The sequence below is a fragment of the Paenibacillus sp. FSL L8-0340 genome, from assembly GCF_038593145.1.
Lineage (GTDB): Bacteria > Bacillota > Bacilli > Paenibacillales > Paenibacillaceae > Paenibacillus_AQ.
Map to the genome: position 1 here is coordinate 4,965,098 of NZ_CP151967.1, position 16,878 is coordinate 4,981,975.

The following is a 16,878-nucleotide window of genomic DNA, read 5'->3' on the forward strand; positions in this document are numbered from 1 at the left end:
ATTCTTCATGATTATAGCATGGCCGTTTGTCCTCCGGTTAGAAATATTATTGCACAACAGAAAGAAAAAAAAGAGGCGGCATCCCCCAAAGGAACCGCCTCTCCCTCCACTATCCTGTGCAGTCAGGCTTCATTTATTTATCCTGAGCTCCCGAAGAGGTGCGAATCTCTTCGACCGCTTCTTCATTTCCATCCGCCGCATTGAGGTATATCCGATACTGTGAACCGTTGATTTTGCCGCCAAATTCATAGGTCAGCAGTTCGACGGCATCCTCATTCTCGATCCAGGCCATCCGGTTGTACAGCTCCTTGAATTCCGGATTCAGCTTCTCTCTGGCCTTGGCGAGGGACAGCTCAGGTTTTGGAATTTCACGTTTCTCCTGATGCTCACGGACATAATCGCTGGCTTGAAAACCAACGGTTTCTCCGGTATCCAGCCCGACGCGCAGCGTCATTTTCTCTGGATAGATCAATACACCGTCTTTGCTGCTTACAAAAGTTAAATTCCCCAAATTATCATATCTGTCAGCGCTGACTGCCGTCATGCCGGCATAGCCCTTCTGCTTCAGAAACTCCCCGGCCTTGGCAACAGCCTGCTTCATGGAAACCTTGGCTGGTCCAACCTCGCGATTGTCATTGTACGAAATCAGCATTCCGCCCTCCACCGTGAAATCCATACTGATGGGAGCTTTGTGATTCGGAGATGTCAAGGTAGCTGTATAGGAAGCCCATTCGGTTCCTTTACCATTTTCCCTAACATCCACCTTGGTATTAGCACCACTATCGGCAAACTTTACAGCCTTGGCTTTGATATCCTCTGCTGTGACAGGTTTACCCCCGAGCTTCTTGACAGAACGCTTGTCATAAATACTGGCAACAGAGGGGCCCCAGTCCAGCTCAGGGTAGGCCGCCACACGCTTGTCTACCGTTTTGAAGCCATCAATAATTGTATTGTCTTCCGCCTTTTCTTCTGTAGCAAGAGCTGACTCGACATCCATCCAACGCAGTTTATTGCTGATGACCTTGTTCTGTACCTCCTGCAGATCCTTGGAGATTTCACCCGAATTCTTATAGAGCGCCTTTAAATTCCCCATCTCAGCCTCAGTCAGCGGCTTCTTGGTGAAATCGCGGACAGCCGCTTTGTAAGAGAAATTAGAGATCTTGGAGAGGAACTCCTCCGTTTGGCTAAACGGCAGCAGCGTAAGCGGCAGCTGGTTGATCTCATTCTGCGCCTCGCTGGTAAGCCGCCATACATTGACAAGTCCTTTGCGGTGCACACCGTTAGAGGCTGAATTGACGGCAAGTGTATTTCCCAGCTCTCCATGAAGCCGCTCCACATGATAGGAGAGATCATGAAAAGCCCGTTGATACTGGTTCTCCGCTTTAATCAGAATCGAATTTTTCTCCTGGTTCTCCTGATACCCCCACACCAGTGCGCCAATCAGCAAAAGCGCGGTAAGCGGGAACATTATGGCACTTAATCTTTTGTACATAGGGCTGCAAGACTCCTTTCGGTAGCTTATTGCCGTTAGTTTGACAATAACTGAGAAGTCTTATGCACCGGGCAGGCTGATAATATCAAGAGAATACTTCCAAGCAGCATTTTAGCCACATTCCTCGATCTGAAATCCGCTGCTGCTGTTGCACAGACATTGCTTGAAGCCGGTCTGGATGATTCCCTCTTCCTTGTTTCCTCTTAATATGTAGCTCTCGCCGCACTGCTTACAGACAATCCGAACTTTTACGCGCAAAAAAAAGACACCTCGCTCCTCTCTGGAATTCCTTGCATACGGGAACTACCCTTCAAGTTTAAGTGTGTCCATCTCTATTACAGGTTAACCTCTTCCTCCCGCTTCAGAAAACGAAACGGCGAACGGTTGTTGGCCCGCGCCACCTTGCCCATTCCTCCATACCACAGTACGGCCATCAAAGGTACGATATACCAAATCCAGTAATTGGGCGACGTGCTCAGGATAAAATCATAGATTCCATGCCACAGCCAAGGCAGCAGCAGAGAGACCAGCAATATTCCTCTGCCTTTGCCCGGTTTCGAGAACTTGGCCCTGCCCATGTGGTAGCCCATAATGACCCCGAACATTGCATGTCCCGACACCGGAAGCAGCGCACGCATAATCATTGAACCTATTGAAGCTTGACTGTACCAGGCGTACATTACATTTTCTATTGTTGCAAAACCGAGCGAAATCGCCACGGCGTATAGTATTCCATCATATGGCTCGTCAAATTCGGTATGGTTGTAAATCATATGGTACAGCACAAACCACTTCAACCCTTCCTCCACCCCGGAGGAAATCAGAAAAGAATCGACATAAGGTCCACTGTCCAGCCCAAGCGTAAGACCTCTCTGAATGATCATTACCGGAAAAACAATCAGCAGTCCAAGCAAAAACACCTTGACCACCATATGCAGCGGTTCCTGATCGTACTTGTCTTTCAGATAGAAAAAAGTCAGCAGGGCAAGTCCCGGTGCCACTGCCGACGAAATCACCGATAACCAAAGCACCGAATAACCTCCCCTGAAACTATACCCATTTCTCCTGCATTATCTTCCAATGGTCGAAGGAAGGCAGAAAGCATCCGCTGTCCTGCCGTTCCTCAATTTGTTATTCCTGGCGCTTAAAGTGAGTGCACAACAATTGGATCGCATTTTCGGCCATAACCGTCTTTCCGTATTCATCCAGTACGGCCTCGGTAACCGGCGAAGAATCGCCGAACTCTGCCAATACGGCAACAAGTCCAGACAATGCCGGCTCCTCAAATTCCTTCGGATCGAAGTAAAGATACCATTTATTGTTATAAGAATACAGTTTCCCCTGGGAAGTAATATTGCCGATGAGTACATGTGCCGCTTCAACCAGAACCTCAAAATCGCGGAATGCATACACAATGGAGTCGCTTTGTTCAAGAGTAACTTCCATTTCATAGATCTCTTCAGGCAATTCTTCTTCACCGGGCGCACCGTACTGATGGTGATCATATTTCCCCCGGGTCACAATAACGACCATACCTTGCGCGGGCATTGCGAACACTTCTACGGCAAGCGGACCGGTAGCGTCAAAACCAAGTTCACTATACGCTTGATCCATCATTTCCGTAAAAAGGTCATGCACCTTGGGAACTTCCTGCCACATATCTTCCTTCTGGATGCCCCGCTCGCTCAGGTCGTCAAAAGTGAGGAAAATCCGTATCTTATCTTGACTTAATCGCTCTATTCTCATGACAGGATCCTCCTTTTGCAAGCTCATTTGATATTAATGTATGATGAGTCCCGAGTAATGAGCCAAAAATGGTTACTATGTATGTATGTTATCATTTTGCTGCCATAAATGCACGTAAATAAATATATTTAATCACCCAATTGTTGCGGTTTATTGATAAAAAAAGAATCATTTTGCGGATGGAATCCTCCCCAAAATGATTCTAACGCTTTGCTTTGCGGTTACAAACCCGGTATCGCTGTATGTGTTTCTTTGAGAATCTGCTCTACTTCATGCTTAACATCAGGGTTGCTGCGGATGAAATCCTTCAGCATATTGAGGTTGGCTTCCTTGGATTTAACCGTGGACTCCCCCTTGTGATCGGCACTGCTCTTCGGCTCATGCGAGCCTTTGTCCTGGGAGCTGGCGCCGGCTGCGGTGTTTCCGAATCCGGTCATGGCCATGCCCAGAATTTTGTCCTTCGCTTTTTCACCGGCTCCTTGCATCGAACCGCTTGATCCGAGCGAGGACATCATGGCGCTGCGTTTTTTGGACATAATCATACTGGCGGCTGCACCCATCACCACTCCGCATAAAAATGACGAAGTATTCATATCTCTAACCTCCTTGTATGGTAAAATCATGCTTAGTGTTCGCGAAAAGATTCCGACTCATACAGCAAAGTTACAAGAAAGCGAGATGAAAAAAGTGGTTAAAGCGACATCAGCACTGCTGCTGGCCGCCATTTTGCTGGCATCCTGCAGCAACGGCGACAACAACGGCAAGACAGTGAACAACAATGCTCAGCCGACAGCGGCGGCAACTGAAACAGCATCGCCATCAGCTACGGCGCAAGCCTCTCAGGGGAATGATGCTGCGGAGGCAAGCGCCTCACCTCAGGCGACACCAGCCGGCTCTTCAAACACTGGATGGACTGCGAGCGGAGAGACAAATCCTGCTGAAATCCCGCTTCTGTACCATATGAACAAAAATTACGACATTGTTCCGAATGAAGAAGGCACCAACAAGAAAGTCATCCTGCTGACCTTCGATGATGGCCCGAAGGAAGCGGAAATGATCAATCCGCTGATGGATACCTTGGATAAACACAAGGCTAAAGCGGTCTTCTTCGTGAACGGCTACCGCGTCAAAGAACATCCCGAGCTGCTTGAGCTTATCCATAGCCGGGGCGGAATTATAGGCAATCACAGCTGGGATCATATCAAGCTGAAGGACGAACCCTATACAGAGGTGAAGAAACAGATCGAGGATGTGCAGAAGATAGTCAAAGAAGTTGTAGGCGAAACCCCGCATTTCTTCCGTCCCCCGCATGGAGCAGGCGGCGATGTCGGCAAGAAGGTGGCGGAAGAGAACGGACTTCTCTATATGACCTGGTCCGTAGGATCACTTGACTGGGAAATGAAAGAAAAGGATGCCAATAAAACGGAGAAGCTGATTACGAATGTAACCGACCAGCTTCATTCCGGAAGCAACATCCTGATGCATGAGCTTCCCTGGACCGTGGAAGCATTGGATACGCTGCTTACGAAGCTGGAAGCCAAGGGTTACAGCTTCGTAGATCCGCGCAGCATTGAGCTGAAGATGCGCTGAGCATTGCTGCAGCTCAGTTCTAATAGAACACAATAAACAAGAGGTATCCAGCGCATGTTGCGGAGGATACCTCTTGTTTATCTGTATACATAACCCGATCCAGCGCCGCTAATCCGCTCTCTTAGCCAAATTGCTCAAGCGGTTCCTGCACTTTGCGCAGGGTCAGTACATGCATTTCTGCCGGACTGCTCCAGCGCAGCGGGAGATGAGCGGTGCCGAAGCCGCGGCTGATTAGCATTTGGACGATTGCTCCCGAGCTGTCCTGCCGCTCAAGCCGGTACATTCCGGCATTATATTGTTGATAGAACAAATCTGTATGCCTCTGCCTGATCAATGGCAGAACCACCTGACCACCATGCGTATGACCGGCCAGAATGAGATCTGCGGGCAAGCTGGGCTGCTGGGACACCCAAAGCGGATCATGAACTAGAATAATCCGGCAGCATGAAGAGAGTGATTCAGGGACCGGAGCCAGAGGGGCATACGCTTTTTTGCCGCCTTTCTTCGGGAAATCCACACCGGTCAGCAGCAGACATTCATTTCCCCGTTCAAGGGTTATATTCTCATCAATCAGCAGGCTGGCCCCGCTGCCGCGGATAATATTGTCTACCAGCGAAATATTTGCCCGGTAATCATGGTTACCGTGAACGGCATACACAGGTGCAAGTGAAGCCACAAGCGCCATATTATCAACGAGACGGTTTATGGGACTCCCCTTCTCCGTCAGGTCACCTCCCAGAAAAACAGCATCCACTTTTCCATGTAAGGGGTCGAGCAGCTTTTTGGGTAACCGGCGGCGATGAATATCTGTGATAAACAGAATCCGGTAACCGTCAAATGCCGCTGGAAGTGAACCGAGAGATATTTCCTCGGCAATAATGTTCTTTTTAAATGCCGAAACTACCATAATTGCAGCTACTACGCCCAGCAACAGGAGCAGGGCCGCCATAATAATTATTACCCAGCCGGTTACCATAGAGTCCTCAATTCAGGAGCTCCTTCAAATCCCCACCAAAAGAGCGAAGCGAGCAGCATGACAAACATTACAATCAACGAGTTGACGAAGATTTTACTCAGGCGGATACGTTCCGAAGGGTAAGACTGCGCACGGGAAGGCGTATCCTCCCCCTCCTGGTCTGCTCTATCATGCTTCACAGAGGTTCTAGCTGCGGTGCTGGAATGCCGGGCCTTCCTTGACAGCGTACCAGGCACAAGAGCAGGCGCTTCCGACTCATGGGGGGGAGATACCGCAGCTTGCTTTCTATTTTTACCTTTGACCGGAGCCTGGCCTTCGCCTTTATATTTTTTCTGGCGGGATTTCACCCGGCTTAAGTCGTCACTCATGATACCCTCCTGTAGCGAATCACCAGACCTGAGAACAGGTCGATGAAGAAATGACATAAAATCGGTGCCCAAATCGTTCCGGAATGGATGTATATATAACCAAGGCCGTAGCTGCTGAGGAATACCCACCCGGTCGGAATCCAGTGCCGCAGATAACGCACATGAATAACTGCAAAAAGAATGCTCGTCCAGTAGGGACCCAGTCCATGCTGAATGGCACCGCGGAACAGAAGTTCCTCGCAAACTGAAACAACCGCTGCAATAACAACAATATGCCACAAAGGGCGGTTGCCGAACAACAACTGGTTAATTCCTCCGTCATCCATGCTTTCTTCTGGTACAATATAAGTCAGAATAAAATCCACAATCAGCATAATTCCTGCCAAACCAAGGCCCCAGTACACAAAATTTACACCGTTAGGAAAATTTAATATGTCAAACGGATTTCTTTTCTGCAATAATATCCATATCAAACCGATAAATAAGGTAAGGCCCTGTGTAATGTAGAGATTGATCAGCAGCAGCTTGTCGGTTAACGCTTGAGGATCGGCTTTTTTAATCTTTATGTCACCTAATTTGAATTTTTTCATTGTAACCTGCCTGTTCTATATTGTTTTTACATAAGATAATTTCCATAGAAGAAGGAGCACTAATTATGAACAGTCGTACCTCCCGCACTCAAATGTTATACACGCTAGGTTTTGTATTTTTCCTGATATGCGCTTTCGCCGCTTTCTTTACGGGAGTGAAAGTAGGTGCAGACAAGACAGAAGCTAAATATTCCCACCTGATTGAAGCTGACGGCGCATCGGAGGAATTCTCCGGATCTTACCAGCAGCAGGATCTTGTTACCTTCTATCATAACGTATTTTTGCCGTATCGTGAATTCAAGCGGAATTGGAACAACGAGGTAGACAGTTTATCACGCAGCACGGATGCCCGTGAGAACGCGGCTACACTGAAAAATCTCAGTATTCTGGCGGACAAGCAATATGAGAAGGTTAACCAGGATTCCATCTTCAATGGTTCGCCACTCCTGTATCAATCCCAGCTTAACATACTTAAGAGCCTGACGCTCTTCTCCCAGGCCTCCAACAAGGTGTCTGCTGGATCATCAGGTACAGAAACAGCCAAAGCGCTGAAGAACGATAACTTCACGGCAAATGCCATGCAATTCGGGCTGCTTGCCCAGAAGGATTTCTATGATTCCATGCTGAAGTGGGGTTCCAAAACCAACAGCAAAATCCCGGCGGTACCCAGTGAACTGAAGACGCTGTCCTTCATCCAATGGAAGAAGATGCCGCTCCTGCTTAAAAATGCTTCTATCGCCGAAATGATGCTGAACCGGGGAATTTACGCCGGCTATGATCCACAGGATATTACGGCCAAAATAGACGACATGATCTACTCCGGCATGGCCAGCTCCCTGAAGCTACAGGATGTCCAATCCTCAGTTACACTGCTTATTTCTACCGGAGCCATACAGGAGCAGGACTTCATGAAGTGGCGGGAACAATATTATGGCAAAGAAACGATGCCGCAGCTTCCGTTTTTCTATGAATAAGTCTAGTATATTGCATCATAACGAAAAATGAAGCCTACTTCAAGGCAGGCAGGTTGTAATAAGCCTATTGACACTTTTGGTGCCACCATGTTACATTATGAAAAAATTAATCAAGTAAAACCGATGATGGAACAAGGATGCTGGAAGCCTTCAGAGAGCCGGTGGGTGGTGCAAACCGGTGGCATACAGATATCTTTAGCGCTCCTGAGATATTGTATCGAACTATAAGTAGATGCAATCGGATCATCTCCGTTACCAGTGTGGCCTTTGCAGGCCAATGAGGCTGCTTCTTCAATGTTGCAGTGAATTAGGGTGGTACCACGACAACTCTCGTCCCTTACTACGGCAGTAGTATGGGGTTGGGAGTTTTTTTGTTACCCGGAATCCGTCTTTTGGCCTAAAAGGCCCAAAATTGGCAGGAGACTGTCCTCCTACACTCTCTTTCTTTTATGCGACAGCGCGTTACTTTGTTATTCTGACATGCTTTTCACCCGTTTTGATGCTTCAGGTACTGTGGATTGCCTTATCAGGGCATCCTTGGCATATTAAGCTTTATCACTTTAAGGGGGACAAGAAACCATGTTTAAAGTATTAGTATCGGATCCAATCAGTGATTTGGGCATTCAGCAATTGATGGACGCAAACGACGTGACTGTAGACAAGAAGACTGGACTTAGTGAAGAAGAGCTTATTGCAATCATCGGCGAATATGACGGCCTGCTCGTACGCAGCCAAACCACTGTTACCGAGAAAATTATTGCCGCAGGCACAAACCTGAAGGTCATTGGCCGCGCAGGTGTAGGTGTTGACAATATTAAACTGGAGGCGGCAACGCAGCATGGCGTTGTGGTCATCAATGCGCCGGACGGAAACACGATTACGACCTGTGAGCATGCTTTTGCCATGATGATGGCACTCGCCCGGCATATTCCCCAAGCCTATGCCAAAACGATTTCCGGCGTATGGGATAGAAAGACATTCCTTGGCGTAGAACTACGCGGCAAAACACTGGGTGTTCTCGGCATGGGACGGATCGGCAGCGAGGTGGCCAAACGGGCCAAAGCCTTCGGCATGAACATTCTCGCCTTTGATCCGTTCCTGACTCCGGACCGTGCGGAGAAGCTCGAAGTGAAACTGGCCTCCGTTGATGAGATTGTCCGCGGCGCTGATTTCATGACCGTGCACACACCACTGACACCCGAAACCCGCCATATGATTTCCCGCCCGCAGTTCGAAGTGATGAAAAAAGGCATGCGCATCATCAACTGTGCCCGCGGCGGCGTAATCGACGAAATGGCATTGGTTGAAGCCATCGACAGCGGCATCGTCGCCGGAGCAGCATTTGACGTATTCGAACAAGAGCCGCCACAAGCGGATCACCCGTTCCTTTCCCATCCAAAAATCATCGTGACTCCGCATCTGGGTGCTTCGACCGTAGAAGCCCAGGAGAATGTAGCCATCGATGTATCGGAGCAGGTGCTGCATATTCTGCGCAACGAGCCGTTCATTAACGCTGTAAACATTCCTCCGGTTGCGCCAAGCGTAATGAATAAGCTTCAGCCTTACTTCACACTGGGTGAGAAGCTTGGCAGCTTTGCAACACAGCTGACGGACGGCGCTATTCGTGAAATTCATGTTGAATATGCCGGGGATCTCTCGGATGTGGATACACAGCCGCTTACCCGATATATTGTAAAAGGCGTGTTCACCCGCCACTTCGGCAGTGATGTCAACATCGTCAACTCCATGCATCTGGCCAAAACGCGTGATGTGAATGTTGTCGTGACAAAGGCTTCCAAGACTAAGGGCTTCACTAATCTTATCACCGTTACGCTGAAGGCCGAACCGGATGAAGAACGCCTGGTAGCCGGAACATTGCTCCAGGGCTACGGCGAACGCATTGTCCAGGTCAATAAATTCCCGGTTGATATCGCTCCGGAAGGCCATCAAATTGTAATCTCCCACAACGACAAGCCGGGGATTATCGGTCTCGTCGGCACTCTGCTCGGACAAAACGATGTCAACATCGCTTCGATGCAGGTGGGACGTAAAATTGTCGGTGGTGCAGCTATCATGCTTCTGACAGTGGATAAAGAGGTGCCGCAGCATGTGCTTGTGAAGCTGGCTGGCTTGCCGGAAATCAACACTGCCGAAGAAGTCGTTCTGCTATAGAAGCCATTTCGTATCATTAAAGTTCTGAGTATTAGCAAAAAAAATCGCTCTTTCGAAAATGGAGGCATCCTGCAGCCATTTCAAAAGAGCGATTTTTGTTTATTCCGGTTTATTCCGGAACTTTGAATACCGGGACGACCCGCCCGTCAGCATCAGTGAATCCGTATTGTACCGCAAGGCTGCCTACCTGCTGCGGGATTCCCGTTATGGTCATTACCTCTGGATCTGCAGCCAGCTGAACCACGGCCCGCCCGATATAGGCTGTGGACTCACTGGTTTGCAGTTCAGGCACCTCCTGCCAATGCTCTTCATCTGTATTGAGGCTCTCCAGCACCAGTTCAGTCCGCATCCAGCCGGGCGACAACGGGATCACGGCTATACCGTCTGCCGCAAGTTCTACCGACAATCCATAGGCCATGCGCACCAGCGCATTTTTAGCCAGATCATAATAGAAGTTGTCAATGTATTTGTAGTGGTCCCAATACGTTGTATGAATAATAATACCACCGCTCTGCCGGTTGCTGCGCATTAGCGGAATCGCGTAATAGTTGGTCATCAGCTGCGCTCTGACTCCCGCATCGAACATATGGCTCCAATGTTCCAGAGGCAGCTCCCAGAAGGGTTTGCTCTCGATGGACAGCTCATTACCGCCCCATACATTGTTGACCAGGATATCCAGCCTGCCCTGCTCCGACGCTATCCGCCGGATGGCTTCTTCCGTTTCGCTATCCCGGGTATGGTCACAGCGGATCGCTTCACCCTGCCCTCCAACCGCCTTGATTTCATCGAGAACACTGTCGATCGTCCCTTTACGCCTTTCTTCGTGCGAAAGCCCTGTGCTTCTGCCTGTGATATACACATACGCACCTGCTTTTGCCAGTTCCAAAGCTATTCCCCTGCCGGCCCCCCTGCTTCCTCCGGTAACCAGTGCCACTTTCCCTTGCAAATTTGTCATACTACCGCTCCTCTCTTCATTGTTGATCTTAGTATCATTGGTTCTTCTGCTTGCTATACTCATCATAAACTCTATATATGACATCAACTGACATATATATATGATAAAATGAAAAAAGAGTTAAATTAGGGGGATACCCCCTATGAGGAGGACGTATGAGAGCAGACCGTTTATTATCTATATTGCTTCTGCTGCAGAACCGCGGCAAAGTCACCTCCCGTGAGCTGGCCAGCACCTTGGAGGTGTCCGAGCGGACAATATTTCGTGATATGGAGGCGCTCAGTGCCTCTGGAATACCTGTGCTGGCTGAACGAGGCCGGGAAGGCGGCTGGATGCTCACCGAAGGCTACCGCACTTCCTTAACTGGAATGAAGCCCAACGAAATAGGCGCTCTCCTGCTCTCTGCCGATTCGGCAATCTTGAAGGATCTTGGTATTCATGAAGATTTCACGATTGCATCGCGCAAGCTGGAGGCTGCTGCCTCAGGGAATAAATCCCCTTCCGCCAACTATTTTAACCAGCGTATTCATATAGACAGTGAAGGATGGCTTTCATCCGAGGAAAGCTTCCCTTTTCTTTCAACCTTACAGGCAGCTCTTTGGGAAGACCGGAAGGTAAGTATTTCTTATCTGCGAAATGGGGAAATAAAGAACAGAATCATTGGACTGCTGGGCTTGGTGGCGAAACGGGGGGTATGGTATGTTATCGGGCAGCATGAGGAGCAGTTCAGAACCTACCGGGTTTCGAGAATCGTTGCTGCCCAAATATTAGAGGAAGCTTATTCACGACCTGACGATTTTGAGCTGACGAGTTACTGGGAGTTGTCTAAAGTATCGTTCAAATCCGCCCTTCCCAGTTATCAAGCCAAATTCACGCTAAAGTCTTCCTCCCTTCAAGCGTTAAGGCAGGAACGCTTTGTTACATTGCTGTCCATAGATGAATCTCCTGATTCTGCATGGCTGGAGGTCGAAGCTGAGTTCAACGTCATAGAAGCAGCTTGCCGAATCATGTTGTCCTTGGGTCCCCATGTGATCGTCAGGTCACCAGAGGAGCTGCGTATAAAAGTATATAAGGCTGCACTGGAAACCGTGCTATTGGGTCGTCGGGTGAGTCGTCTCCCAGCTACTGATTCATTTAGCGGCTTCATCAAGTTTCTTTAAAAACTCTGCCGGAGTGCATCTTCCATCCATTAAAGATTGATGGGCCTCCATTACTTTATTTTTAAATTCATTACTTCCTTGATCCTGGAGCGGGGTCCCGCTGGAAGTTGAAATGGAGCTAAAGATGTCTACCAGTCCTTTTTGCAGCTTATTTTCTGCCCCAGTCAGGTATTGATCGAATTTTTGAGCGGGTATCCCTGCTCCACTTTGCCAAATAAGCTTCGCCCAATTCTCTGGATCGTAGAAGTATTTCAAAAATTGTACAGCCTCCCCTTTATTCTTAGAATGTGCGGAGATTGAATATCCACCGCCGAACCAGGCTGCGACATCCGTCAGCTTGCCTCTATCAGAAGCGGGATACGGTGCAGCTGCAACATTACTCCGGAATTCATCCGAGAAATTCTCATCCGTAGCAAGACTGGATTCCCAGCTCCCCATCAAAAAGAAAGCCGCTTTACCTTGTCCAAACAAGTTGCGGGCTGCGCCGTAATCGGCAGTCAGGAAGCCGTCCGCAAGTGTCTTCTCTTTCTGGAACCTCTGTAATTCTTTAGCTGCTGCAAGAAATTGTTCATTGCCTGTAAAGGTAGCTTTGCCCGCGAGAACCTCGTCCATTTTGCTAAAATCGCCCGTATGCCGCTGAGCGATGTACTCGAACCAGATCGGTAGTGACCAGCCTTCAACGGCATTGGTTGTGATAGGATTAATGCCTTTCTCTTTTAGCATCTTGCTTGCCTTAAACCATTCTTGTGTTGTTCCAGGAACCGGGATACCGGTGTCGGCCAATATTTTTTGATTGTAGTACATCACAAAGAAGTCGGTATTTCTAGGTAACCCGTATAATTCACCATGCTGCTTGAATCCATCGAGTGAGCCGGATACGAAATGGTAGGAGATATAATCTGACTCGTTCAGCTCAGCCAACAAACCTGCATCAATTAAGGGTTTGATAAACGAGGTCTGTCCCCAGGATTGAATAATATCCGGAAGAGCATTCGATGTAGCGTATATTTTAACTTTGGATTTATAAGGCTCATCCTGCAATGCCTCGACTTCTATTTTTACATTTCTATGTTCTTTCATATAAGCGTCTATGATTTGCTGTTCGATTTTCCCCTGTCCGTTCTTGCGGTCAGCAAGGGCTGTGAACAATTTCAACGTGACAATTCCCGGTGTCTCTGTATTATTCGGATCTTTTATTGCAGGTGTCTTGGAATTCATATTCGTAATACTAAATATTGCGCAAGCTGTCAAACCGGTTATGATCAGTATGGATAGTGCGCGGTATTTCTTTTTCATCCTCTTCCCCACCTCTTGAGAAGTTATTATTACTAAAATTCAGGGGACAGCACATATATTATTACCTTAATTATAGTTATACTGATGATATTCTATGTAAAGCAGGGTGAGACAATATTAAACCTATCGTGACGCGGTATCGAGACATTTCACTGCAGTATAAACTACTGATCTGGGTTATCCCTCTACTGATCTTTACTGTAGGTTTAACTGGCCTTTATTCCTATTATATTGCCGCCAATGAGATCGTCGATAAAATCCGTCAAGCGCAAAGTCACATGGCAGCCAAAACGACGAACCAGCTTGATTTTATCACCAGCGGTACTATTAGCACAGGTAACTTCCTGTTTCTCAATCCATCCTTACAACATTTGGTGACCACCAGTGATACACTCGAGGTAAGAGAGCAAATCTACAAATCCCTCCTCCCATTGATGGTCTCGAGCGAATCCTTTCAATCCTTGCTTATTTATCGCTTGTCTGCGGGTCAAGAAGATAATGGGCCATTCGCCATTACACAAACCGGCATTGCCAGTGCTGCCTCCTTCGCCGAGTTTCAAGAAACCCGGTTTTTCAAGAACATTATGAAATCTGCCGGTGAGCCAATATGGGATATGTTGTCCCCTGAGGATCACCTGCTGCATGGAGACAGACATTATAAGCTCGTGATGATCAAGCCCTTTAAGGATTTCAATACCTATAAACGAATCGGTGTGCTAATGATTGGGATCGATGCCGATCAACTCAGCAATAATCTTTTCCGCAAAGAAAATAATGCTTATCAACTGGTTATCAATGACGATGGTGTGATTCTGGCCTCTACGGAGTTGGATAATTTGGGTGAACATATTGGTGATCTGCCTTATTTCCAATCTGCTGAACCTGCACTCTCAAAAGATGATGCGCTCAGCTACCTGCTGGATAGAGATGATTTGGTTGTCTCTCAGACCACTTCCCCGCTGACAGGCTGGCACTCTTTGGTGATACAGAATAAAAAGGATTTATTGAAAGAGCTCGATTATATCAAATCCATAACTGTTCTTATTATGGCAGTGTTTACGCTGGTAATGATACTGTGCACTTGGTTAATCGCCAAAATCATTACGAACCCTGTCAAAACATTAATTCTCTCGATGAAGCAGCTGCAGCTTGGAGACTTCAGTCAGCAGGTTAATTTTTCGGGGAATGATGAGATCGGCCAACTGGGTTACTGGTATGATACGATGGTCAAGCGTGTCAAAACCCTAATCGATGATGTATATACTTCACACCTAAAGCAGAAAGAAGCAGAGCTTAAAACGCTGCAATCGCAAATCAATCCTCACTTCCTGTACAACACTTTAAATATGATAAGCTGGACGGCGATGCAGAAGAATGAGCGGGATATCGCAGAAATGGTTCAATCTTTGTCCCAGGTGTTTAGGTTAAGTCTAAATAACGGCCAAGACAATGCTACTCTTCATCAGGAGGTTGAATTCATCGAGAATTATTTATTTTTGCAAAAGAAACGCTTTACTACCAGATTTCATTTCTCCGTCACCCTGGATGAAGAGATCAGTCATTTCCAAGTCCCCAAATTATTATTGCAGCCCCTTGTTGAAAACGCCATCATTCATGCCATAGAACCTTTAGAGGGAAACGGAATGATTGCGGTAGCCTGTTATGCTGAGGAATCGTGGATCGTACTGGAGGTTGTTGATAATGGGAAGGGTATGACTCCAGAACGGGTAAAGCAAATTTCATGTCATCCTAAACCGGTTGCTCCTTCCATTGGACACTCAGGCCTCGCCTTAAGTAATATTCGCGAAAGGTTGAATCTGTACTTTGAGCTTACGGAATTTCACATTGAAAGCACCTTAGGTCTAGGTACGCGTATCCAAATCCGAATCCATAGAGGGGGTAACTAAACGATGCTCAGGTTGCTGATTGCCGAAGATGAATTATCATTCCGGCAAGGAATTATTCAGATGATCGATTGGTCCTTTTACGATATTGAGATTGTGGGCGCAGCGGGGGATGGACGAGAAGCTATAACATTAATGAGAGAAAGGAAGCCGGATGTATTATTAACAGATATTCGCATGCCTTATATAAATGGACTGGAACTGATCCAGACTGCGCAGGAGGAGGGGCTGTCCTTCTATTCCATCCTGCTTACAGGGTACAGTGATTTTAATTACGCGAGGGATGCAGTCCGTTATGGGGCAAGCGAGTATTTGTTAAAGCCCTGCTTACCTGAAGATATTCTCCAAGCCATACTTACGGTGAAGGAAAAGATCGATAAGGAACAAAGGGAAGGCTCCACGCTGCAGCAGCTCAATCAGAATTGGACAAAAAATATTCCGCTGCTTAAAAATCAAATTTTAAATCAGTGGCTTGCGAATCCCCCGCTCCTTCTCGAAGACAGGCAGAAAATCATAGAAGAGATGGGAATCTCACTTAAGCCTTTAAAGATTCATATTGGATTGCTGCGGATTGACACCCCGGACCACCGGAATGACTCCAAACTATATAAACGGGATATGGCATTGATCCGATACGCAGCCAGTAATATTCTGACCGAGACATTGCTGCCTCTATTCCATGGGTTTATAGAACCGATTAGCTACGGAGAGGAAATATTATGGCTGGCCAACATCCCTGATCATGAGACCGGTACCTCTTTGAAGAAAAAGATGGAAGAACTCCAGAAGAATATGGAGACCTTCTTGAAAATTTCCATCAGTATAGCCATCTCTTCCGTAAAACCATCTCTGGATGAAGTACATAGCGCGTACACGGAAGCCTTGGAAGCCATGGCAGGCCGGTTTTACAAAGGAAAAGGCGGGGTATTTCTTTTTTCCGAATATAATCAGCGCGGTCTGGTTCAAACCTCCATCTTGGAGAATGAAGAACTACAGCAACTGGAGAAAGAAATAAAGCTCAACTTGGAAAATCATAATTATGAACAAGCATTAGATCATCTGGACCATTGGCTGAATTATATCCGCAACACCTCTCAATATGATAAAACGGAAGTCAATCTGCGGGCCACGATCTTCATTCTAGAGCTGCAAAAATTCTCACAGGAACGTAATCATACCGCCTTCGAATGGAAGGATGATCTCATTAATTGGGTGGAGAAAGTTCCCTTGATCGAGACATTAGAAGAGCTGGCTACCATTATGCAAAAAATCATTCAAAGCATCGTTGAAATTGACTCCCGGCAGAAGCCTCTTCACCGAACCGTTCAAGCTGCACTTGATTGGATTATTCAGAAGTACAACACCAGTATCTCGCTGGAATCTGTCGCAAAGGAAACTTATGTATCCAATACCTACTTAAGCTCTTTATTCAAACAAGAACTAGGGATTAACTTTTTGGATTATTTGCATCAATTCCGTGTGGAAAAAGCGAAGGAACTATTGAAGCAAAACTACAAAATATATACAATTGCCAAGCAAGTGGGGTATCAGGAGGAGCGGCATTTTAGAACTACTTTCAAAAAATGGACGGGTCTGACCCCAACACAGTACCAGAAAATGATCGGTTACCTTGAACCTACAAACTGAAAGTTTAA

At 47.2% G+C, this 16,878-nt stretch carries 16 protein-coding genes and 1 other annotated feature; of the genes, 6 read left to right on the forward strand and 10 right to left on the reverse strand.

Annotation, left to right across the window (positions count from 1 at the left end):
- Positions 1 to 133: 133 nt before the first annotated feature.
- From ypeB to NST07_RS22705, 5 genes are all read right to left on the reverse strand, one after another.
- Complete coding sequence (gene ypeB, locus NST07_RS22685) at positions 134 to 1,492, reverse strand: germination protein YpeB (RefSeq protein WP_341094551.1); 1,359 nt, start codon at positions 1,490 to 1,492, stop codon at positions 134 to 136.
- A 111-nt stretch (positions 1,493 to 1,603) separates the two neighbouring features.
- Entirely contained in the window at positions 1,604 to 1,750 is a 147-nt protein-coding gene (locus NST07_RS22690; RefSeq protein WP_341094552.1) for a hypothetical protein, read from the reverse strand.
- Positions 1,751 to 1,827: 77 nt separating this feature from the next.
- Positions 1,828 to 2,523, reverse strand: a complete 696-nt coding sequence (prsW, locus tag NST07_RS22695) for a glutamic-type intramembrane protease PrsW (protein WP_038594548.1) — start codon at positions 2,521 to 2,523, stop codon at positions 1,828 to 1,830.
- 100 nt (positions 2,524 to 2,623) lie between these two features.
- The gene (locus NST07_RS22700) at positions 2,624 to 3,238 is read right to left on the reverse strand and encodes a genetic competence negative regulator (RefSeq protein WP_038594550.1); all 615 of its coding nucleotides are present in this window, start codon (positions 3,236 to 3,238) and stop codon (positions 2,624 to 2,626) included.
- Positions 3,239 to 3,459: 221 nt separating this feature from the next.
- Complete coding sequence (locus NST07_RS22705) at positions 3,460 to 3,831, reverse strand: hypothetical protein (RefSeq protein ID WP_341094554.1); 372 nt, start codon at positions 3,829 to 3,831, stop codon at positions 3,460 to 3,462.
- Between the two features lie 85 nt (positions 3,832 to 3,916).
- Between NST07_RS22705 and NST07_RS22710 the strand changes: the two genes are divergently transcribed.
- Positions 3,917 to 4,828, forward strand: coding sequence for a polysaccharide deacetylase family protein (locus NST07_RS22710; RefSeq protein WP_341094556.1), 912 nt, complete (start codon positions 3,917 to 3,919; stop codon positions 4,826 to 4,828).
- A 121-nt stretch (positions 4,829 to 4,949) separates the two neighbouring features.
- On the opposite strand, the gene NST07_RS22715 is transcribed toward NST07_RS22710, so the two are convergent.
- Genes NST07_RS22715 through NST07_RS22725 form a run of 3 tightly spaced genes read right to left on the reverse strand, consistent with a single transcriptional unit; the run spans position 4,950 to position 6,762 of the window.
- On the reverse strand, positions 4,950 to 5,777 hold the full coding sequence (locus NST07_RS22715) for a metallophosphoesterase (protein WP_342480211.1): 828 nt from the start codon (positions 5,775 to 5,777) through the stop codon (positions 4,950 to 4,952).
- 20 nt (positions 5,778 to 5,797) lie between these two features.
- Complete coding sequence (locus tag NST07_RS22720) at positions 5,798 to 6,172, reverse strand: hypothetical protein (protein WP_341094559.1); 375 nt, start codon at positions 6,170 to 6,172, stop codon at positions 5,798 to 5,800.
- Complete coding sequence (locus NST07_RS22725; RefSeq protein ID WP_341094561.1) at positions 6,169 to 6,762, reverse strand: type II CAAX endopeptidase family protein; 594 nt, start codon at positions 6,760 to 6,762, stop codon at positions 6,169 to 6,171. The genes NST07_RS22720 and NST07_RS22725 overlap by 4 nt, the downstream gene beginning before the upstream one ends.
- Positions 6,763 to 6,827: 65 nt before the next feature.
- On the opposite strand from NST07_RS22725, the gene NST07_RS22730 reads away from it, so the two are divergent.
- Together NST07_RS22730 and serA are read left to right on the forward strand one after the other, a co-directional pair.
- On the forward strand, positions 6,828 to 7,736 hold the full coding sequence (locus NST07_RS22730) for a hypothetical protein (RefSeq protein ID WP_341094563.1): 909 nt from the start codon (positions 6,828 to 6,830) through the stop codon (positions 7,734 to 7,736).
- A 114-nt stretch (positions 7,737 to 7,850) separates the two neighbouring features.
- Positions 7,851 to 8,077: a binding site (T-box leader), on the forward strand.
- 238 nt (positions 8,078 to 8,315) lie between these two features.
- A complete protein-coding gene (gene serA, locus NST07_RS22735; RefSeq protein WP_341094566.1) occupies positions 8,316 to 9,908 on the forward strand; it encodes a phosphoglycerate dehydrogenase in 1,593 nt (530 codons plus the stop codon).
- A 109-nt stretch (positions 9,909 to 10,017) separates the two neighbouring features.
- Here the strand turns inward: serA and NST07_RS22740 are convergent, their stop codons facing one another.
- Entirely contained in the window at positions 10,018 to 10,863 is an 846-nt protein-coding gene (locus NST07_RS22740; protein ID WP_341094567.1) for an SDR family NAD(P)-dependent oxidoreductase, read from the reverse strand.
- Between the two features lie 155 nt (positions 10,864 to 11,018).
- Here NST07_RS22740 and NST07_RS22745 point away from each other — a divergent pair, with 155 nt between their 5' ends.
- Complete coding sequence (locus tag NST07_RS22745) at positions 11,019 to 12,023, forward strand: WYL domain-containing protein (RefSeq protein ID WP_342480212.1); 1,005 nt, start codon at positions 11,019 to 11,021, stop codon at positions 12,021 to 12,023.
- Here the strand turns inward: NST07_RS22745 and NST07_RS22750 are convergent.
- Positions 11,994 to 13,319: an extracellular solute-binding protein gene (locus NST07_RS22750; protein ID WP_342480213.1), complete on the reverse strand. Its 1,326-nt coding sequence runs from the start codon at positions 13,317 to 13,319 to the stop codon at positions 11,994 to 11,996. The two genes, NST07_RS22745 and NST07_RS22750, sit on opposite strands and share 30 nt — an antisense overlap.
- 128 nt (positions 13,320 to 13,447) lie before the next feature.
- Between NST07_RS22750 and NST07_RS22755 the strand changes: the two genes are divergently transcribed.
- Both NST07_RS22755 and NST07_RS22760 read left to right on the forward strand, forming a co-directional pair.
- A complete protein-coding gene (locus NST07_RS22755) occupies positions 13,448 to 15,226 on the forward strand; it encodes a sensor histidine kinase (RefSeq protein ID WP_341094573.1) in 1,779 nt (592 codons plus the stop codon).
- Positions 15,227 to 15,229: 3 nt separating this feature from the next.
- On the forward strand, positions 15,230 to 16,870 hold the full coding sequence (locus NST07_RS22760) for a helix-turn-helix domain-containing protein (protein WP_341094575.1): 1,641 nt from the start codon (positions 15,230 to 15,232) through the stop codon (positions 16,868 to 16,870).
- Positions 16,871 to 16,878: the final 8 nt, after the last annotated feature.

Coding starts and splice junctions, on each gene's coding strand:
- ypeB (WP_341094551.1), bottom strand. CDS start 1,492: ATGTACAAAAGATTAAGTGCCATAATGTTCCCGCTTACCGCGCTTTTG.
- NST07_RS22740 (WP_341094567.1), bottom strand. CDS start 10,863: ATGACAAATTTGCAAGGGAAAGTGGCACTGGTTACCGGAGGAAGCAGG.
- NST07_RS22710 (WP_341094556.1), top strand. CDS start 3,917: ATGAAAAAAGTGGTTAAAGCGACATCAGCACTGCTGCTGGCCGCCATT.
- NST07_RS22760 (WP_341094575.1), top strand. CDS start 15,230: ATGCTCAGGTTGCTGATTGCCGAAGATGAATTATCATTCCGGCAAGGA.
- NST07_RS22750 (WP_342480213.1), bottom strand. CDS start 13,319: ATGAAAAAGAAATACCGCGCACTATCCATACTGATCATAACCGGTTTG.
- NST07_RS22745 (WP_342480212.1), top strand. CDS start 11,019: ATGAGAGCAGACCGTTTATTATCTATATTGCTTCTGCTGCAGAACCGC.
- NST07_RS22730 (WP_341094563.1), top strand. CDS start 6,828: ATGAACAGTCGTACCTCCCGCACTCAAATGTTATACACGCTAGGTTTT.
- NST07_RS22725 (WP_341094561.1), bottom strand. CDS start 6,762: ATGAAAAAATTCAAATTAGGTGACATAAAGATTAAAAAAGCCGATCCT.
- NST07_RS22700 (WP_038594550.1), bottom strand. CDS start 3,238: ATGAGAATAGAGCGATTAAGTCAAGATAAGATACGGATTTTCCTCACT.
- NST07_RS22715 (WP_342480211.1), bottom strand. CDS start 5,777: ATGGCGGCCCTGCTCCTGTTGCTGGGCGTAGTAGCTGCAATTATGGTA.
- serA (WP_341094566.1), top strand. CDS start 8,316: ATGTTTAAAGTATTAGTATCGGATCCAATCAGTGATTTGGGCATTCAG.
- NST07_RS22720 (WP_341094559.1), bottom strand. CDS start 6,172: ATGAGTGACGACTTAAGCCGGGTGAAATCCCGCCAGAAAAAATATAAA.
- NST07_RS22705 (WP_341094554.1), bottom strand. CDS start 3,831: ATGAATACTTCGTCATTTTTATGCGGAGTGGTGATGGGTGCAGCCGCC.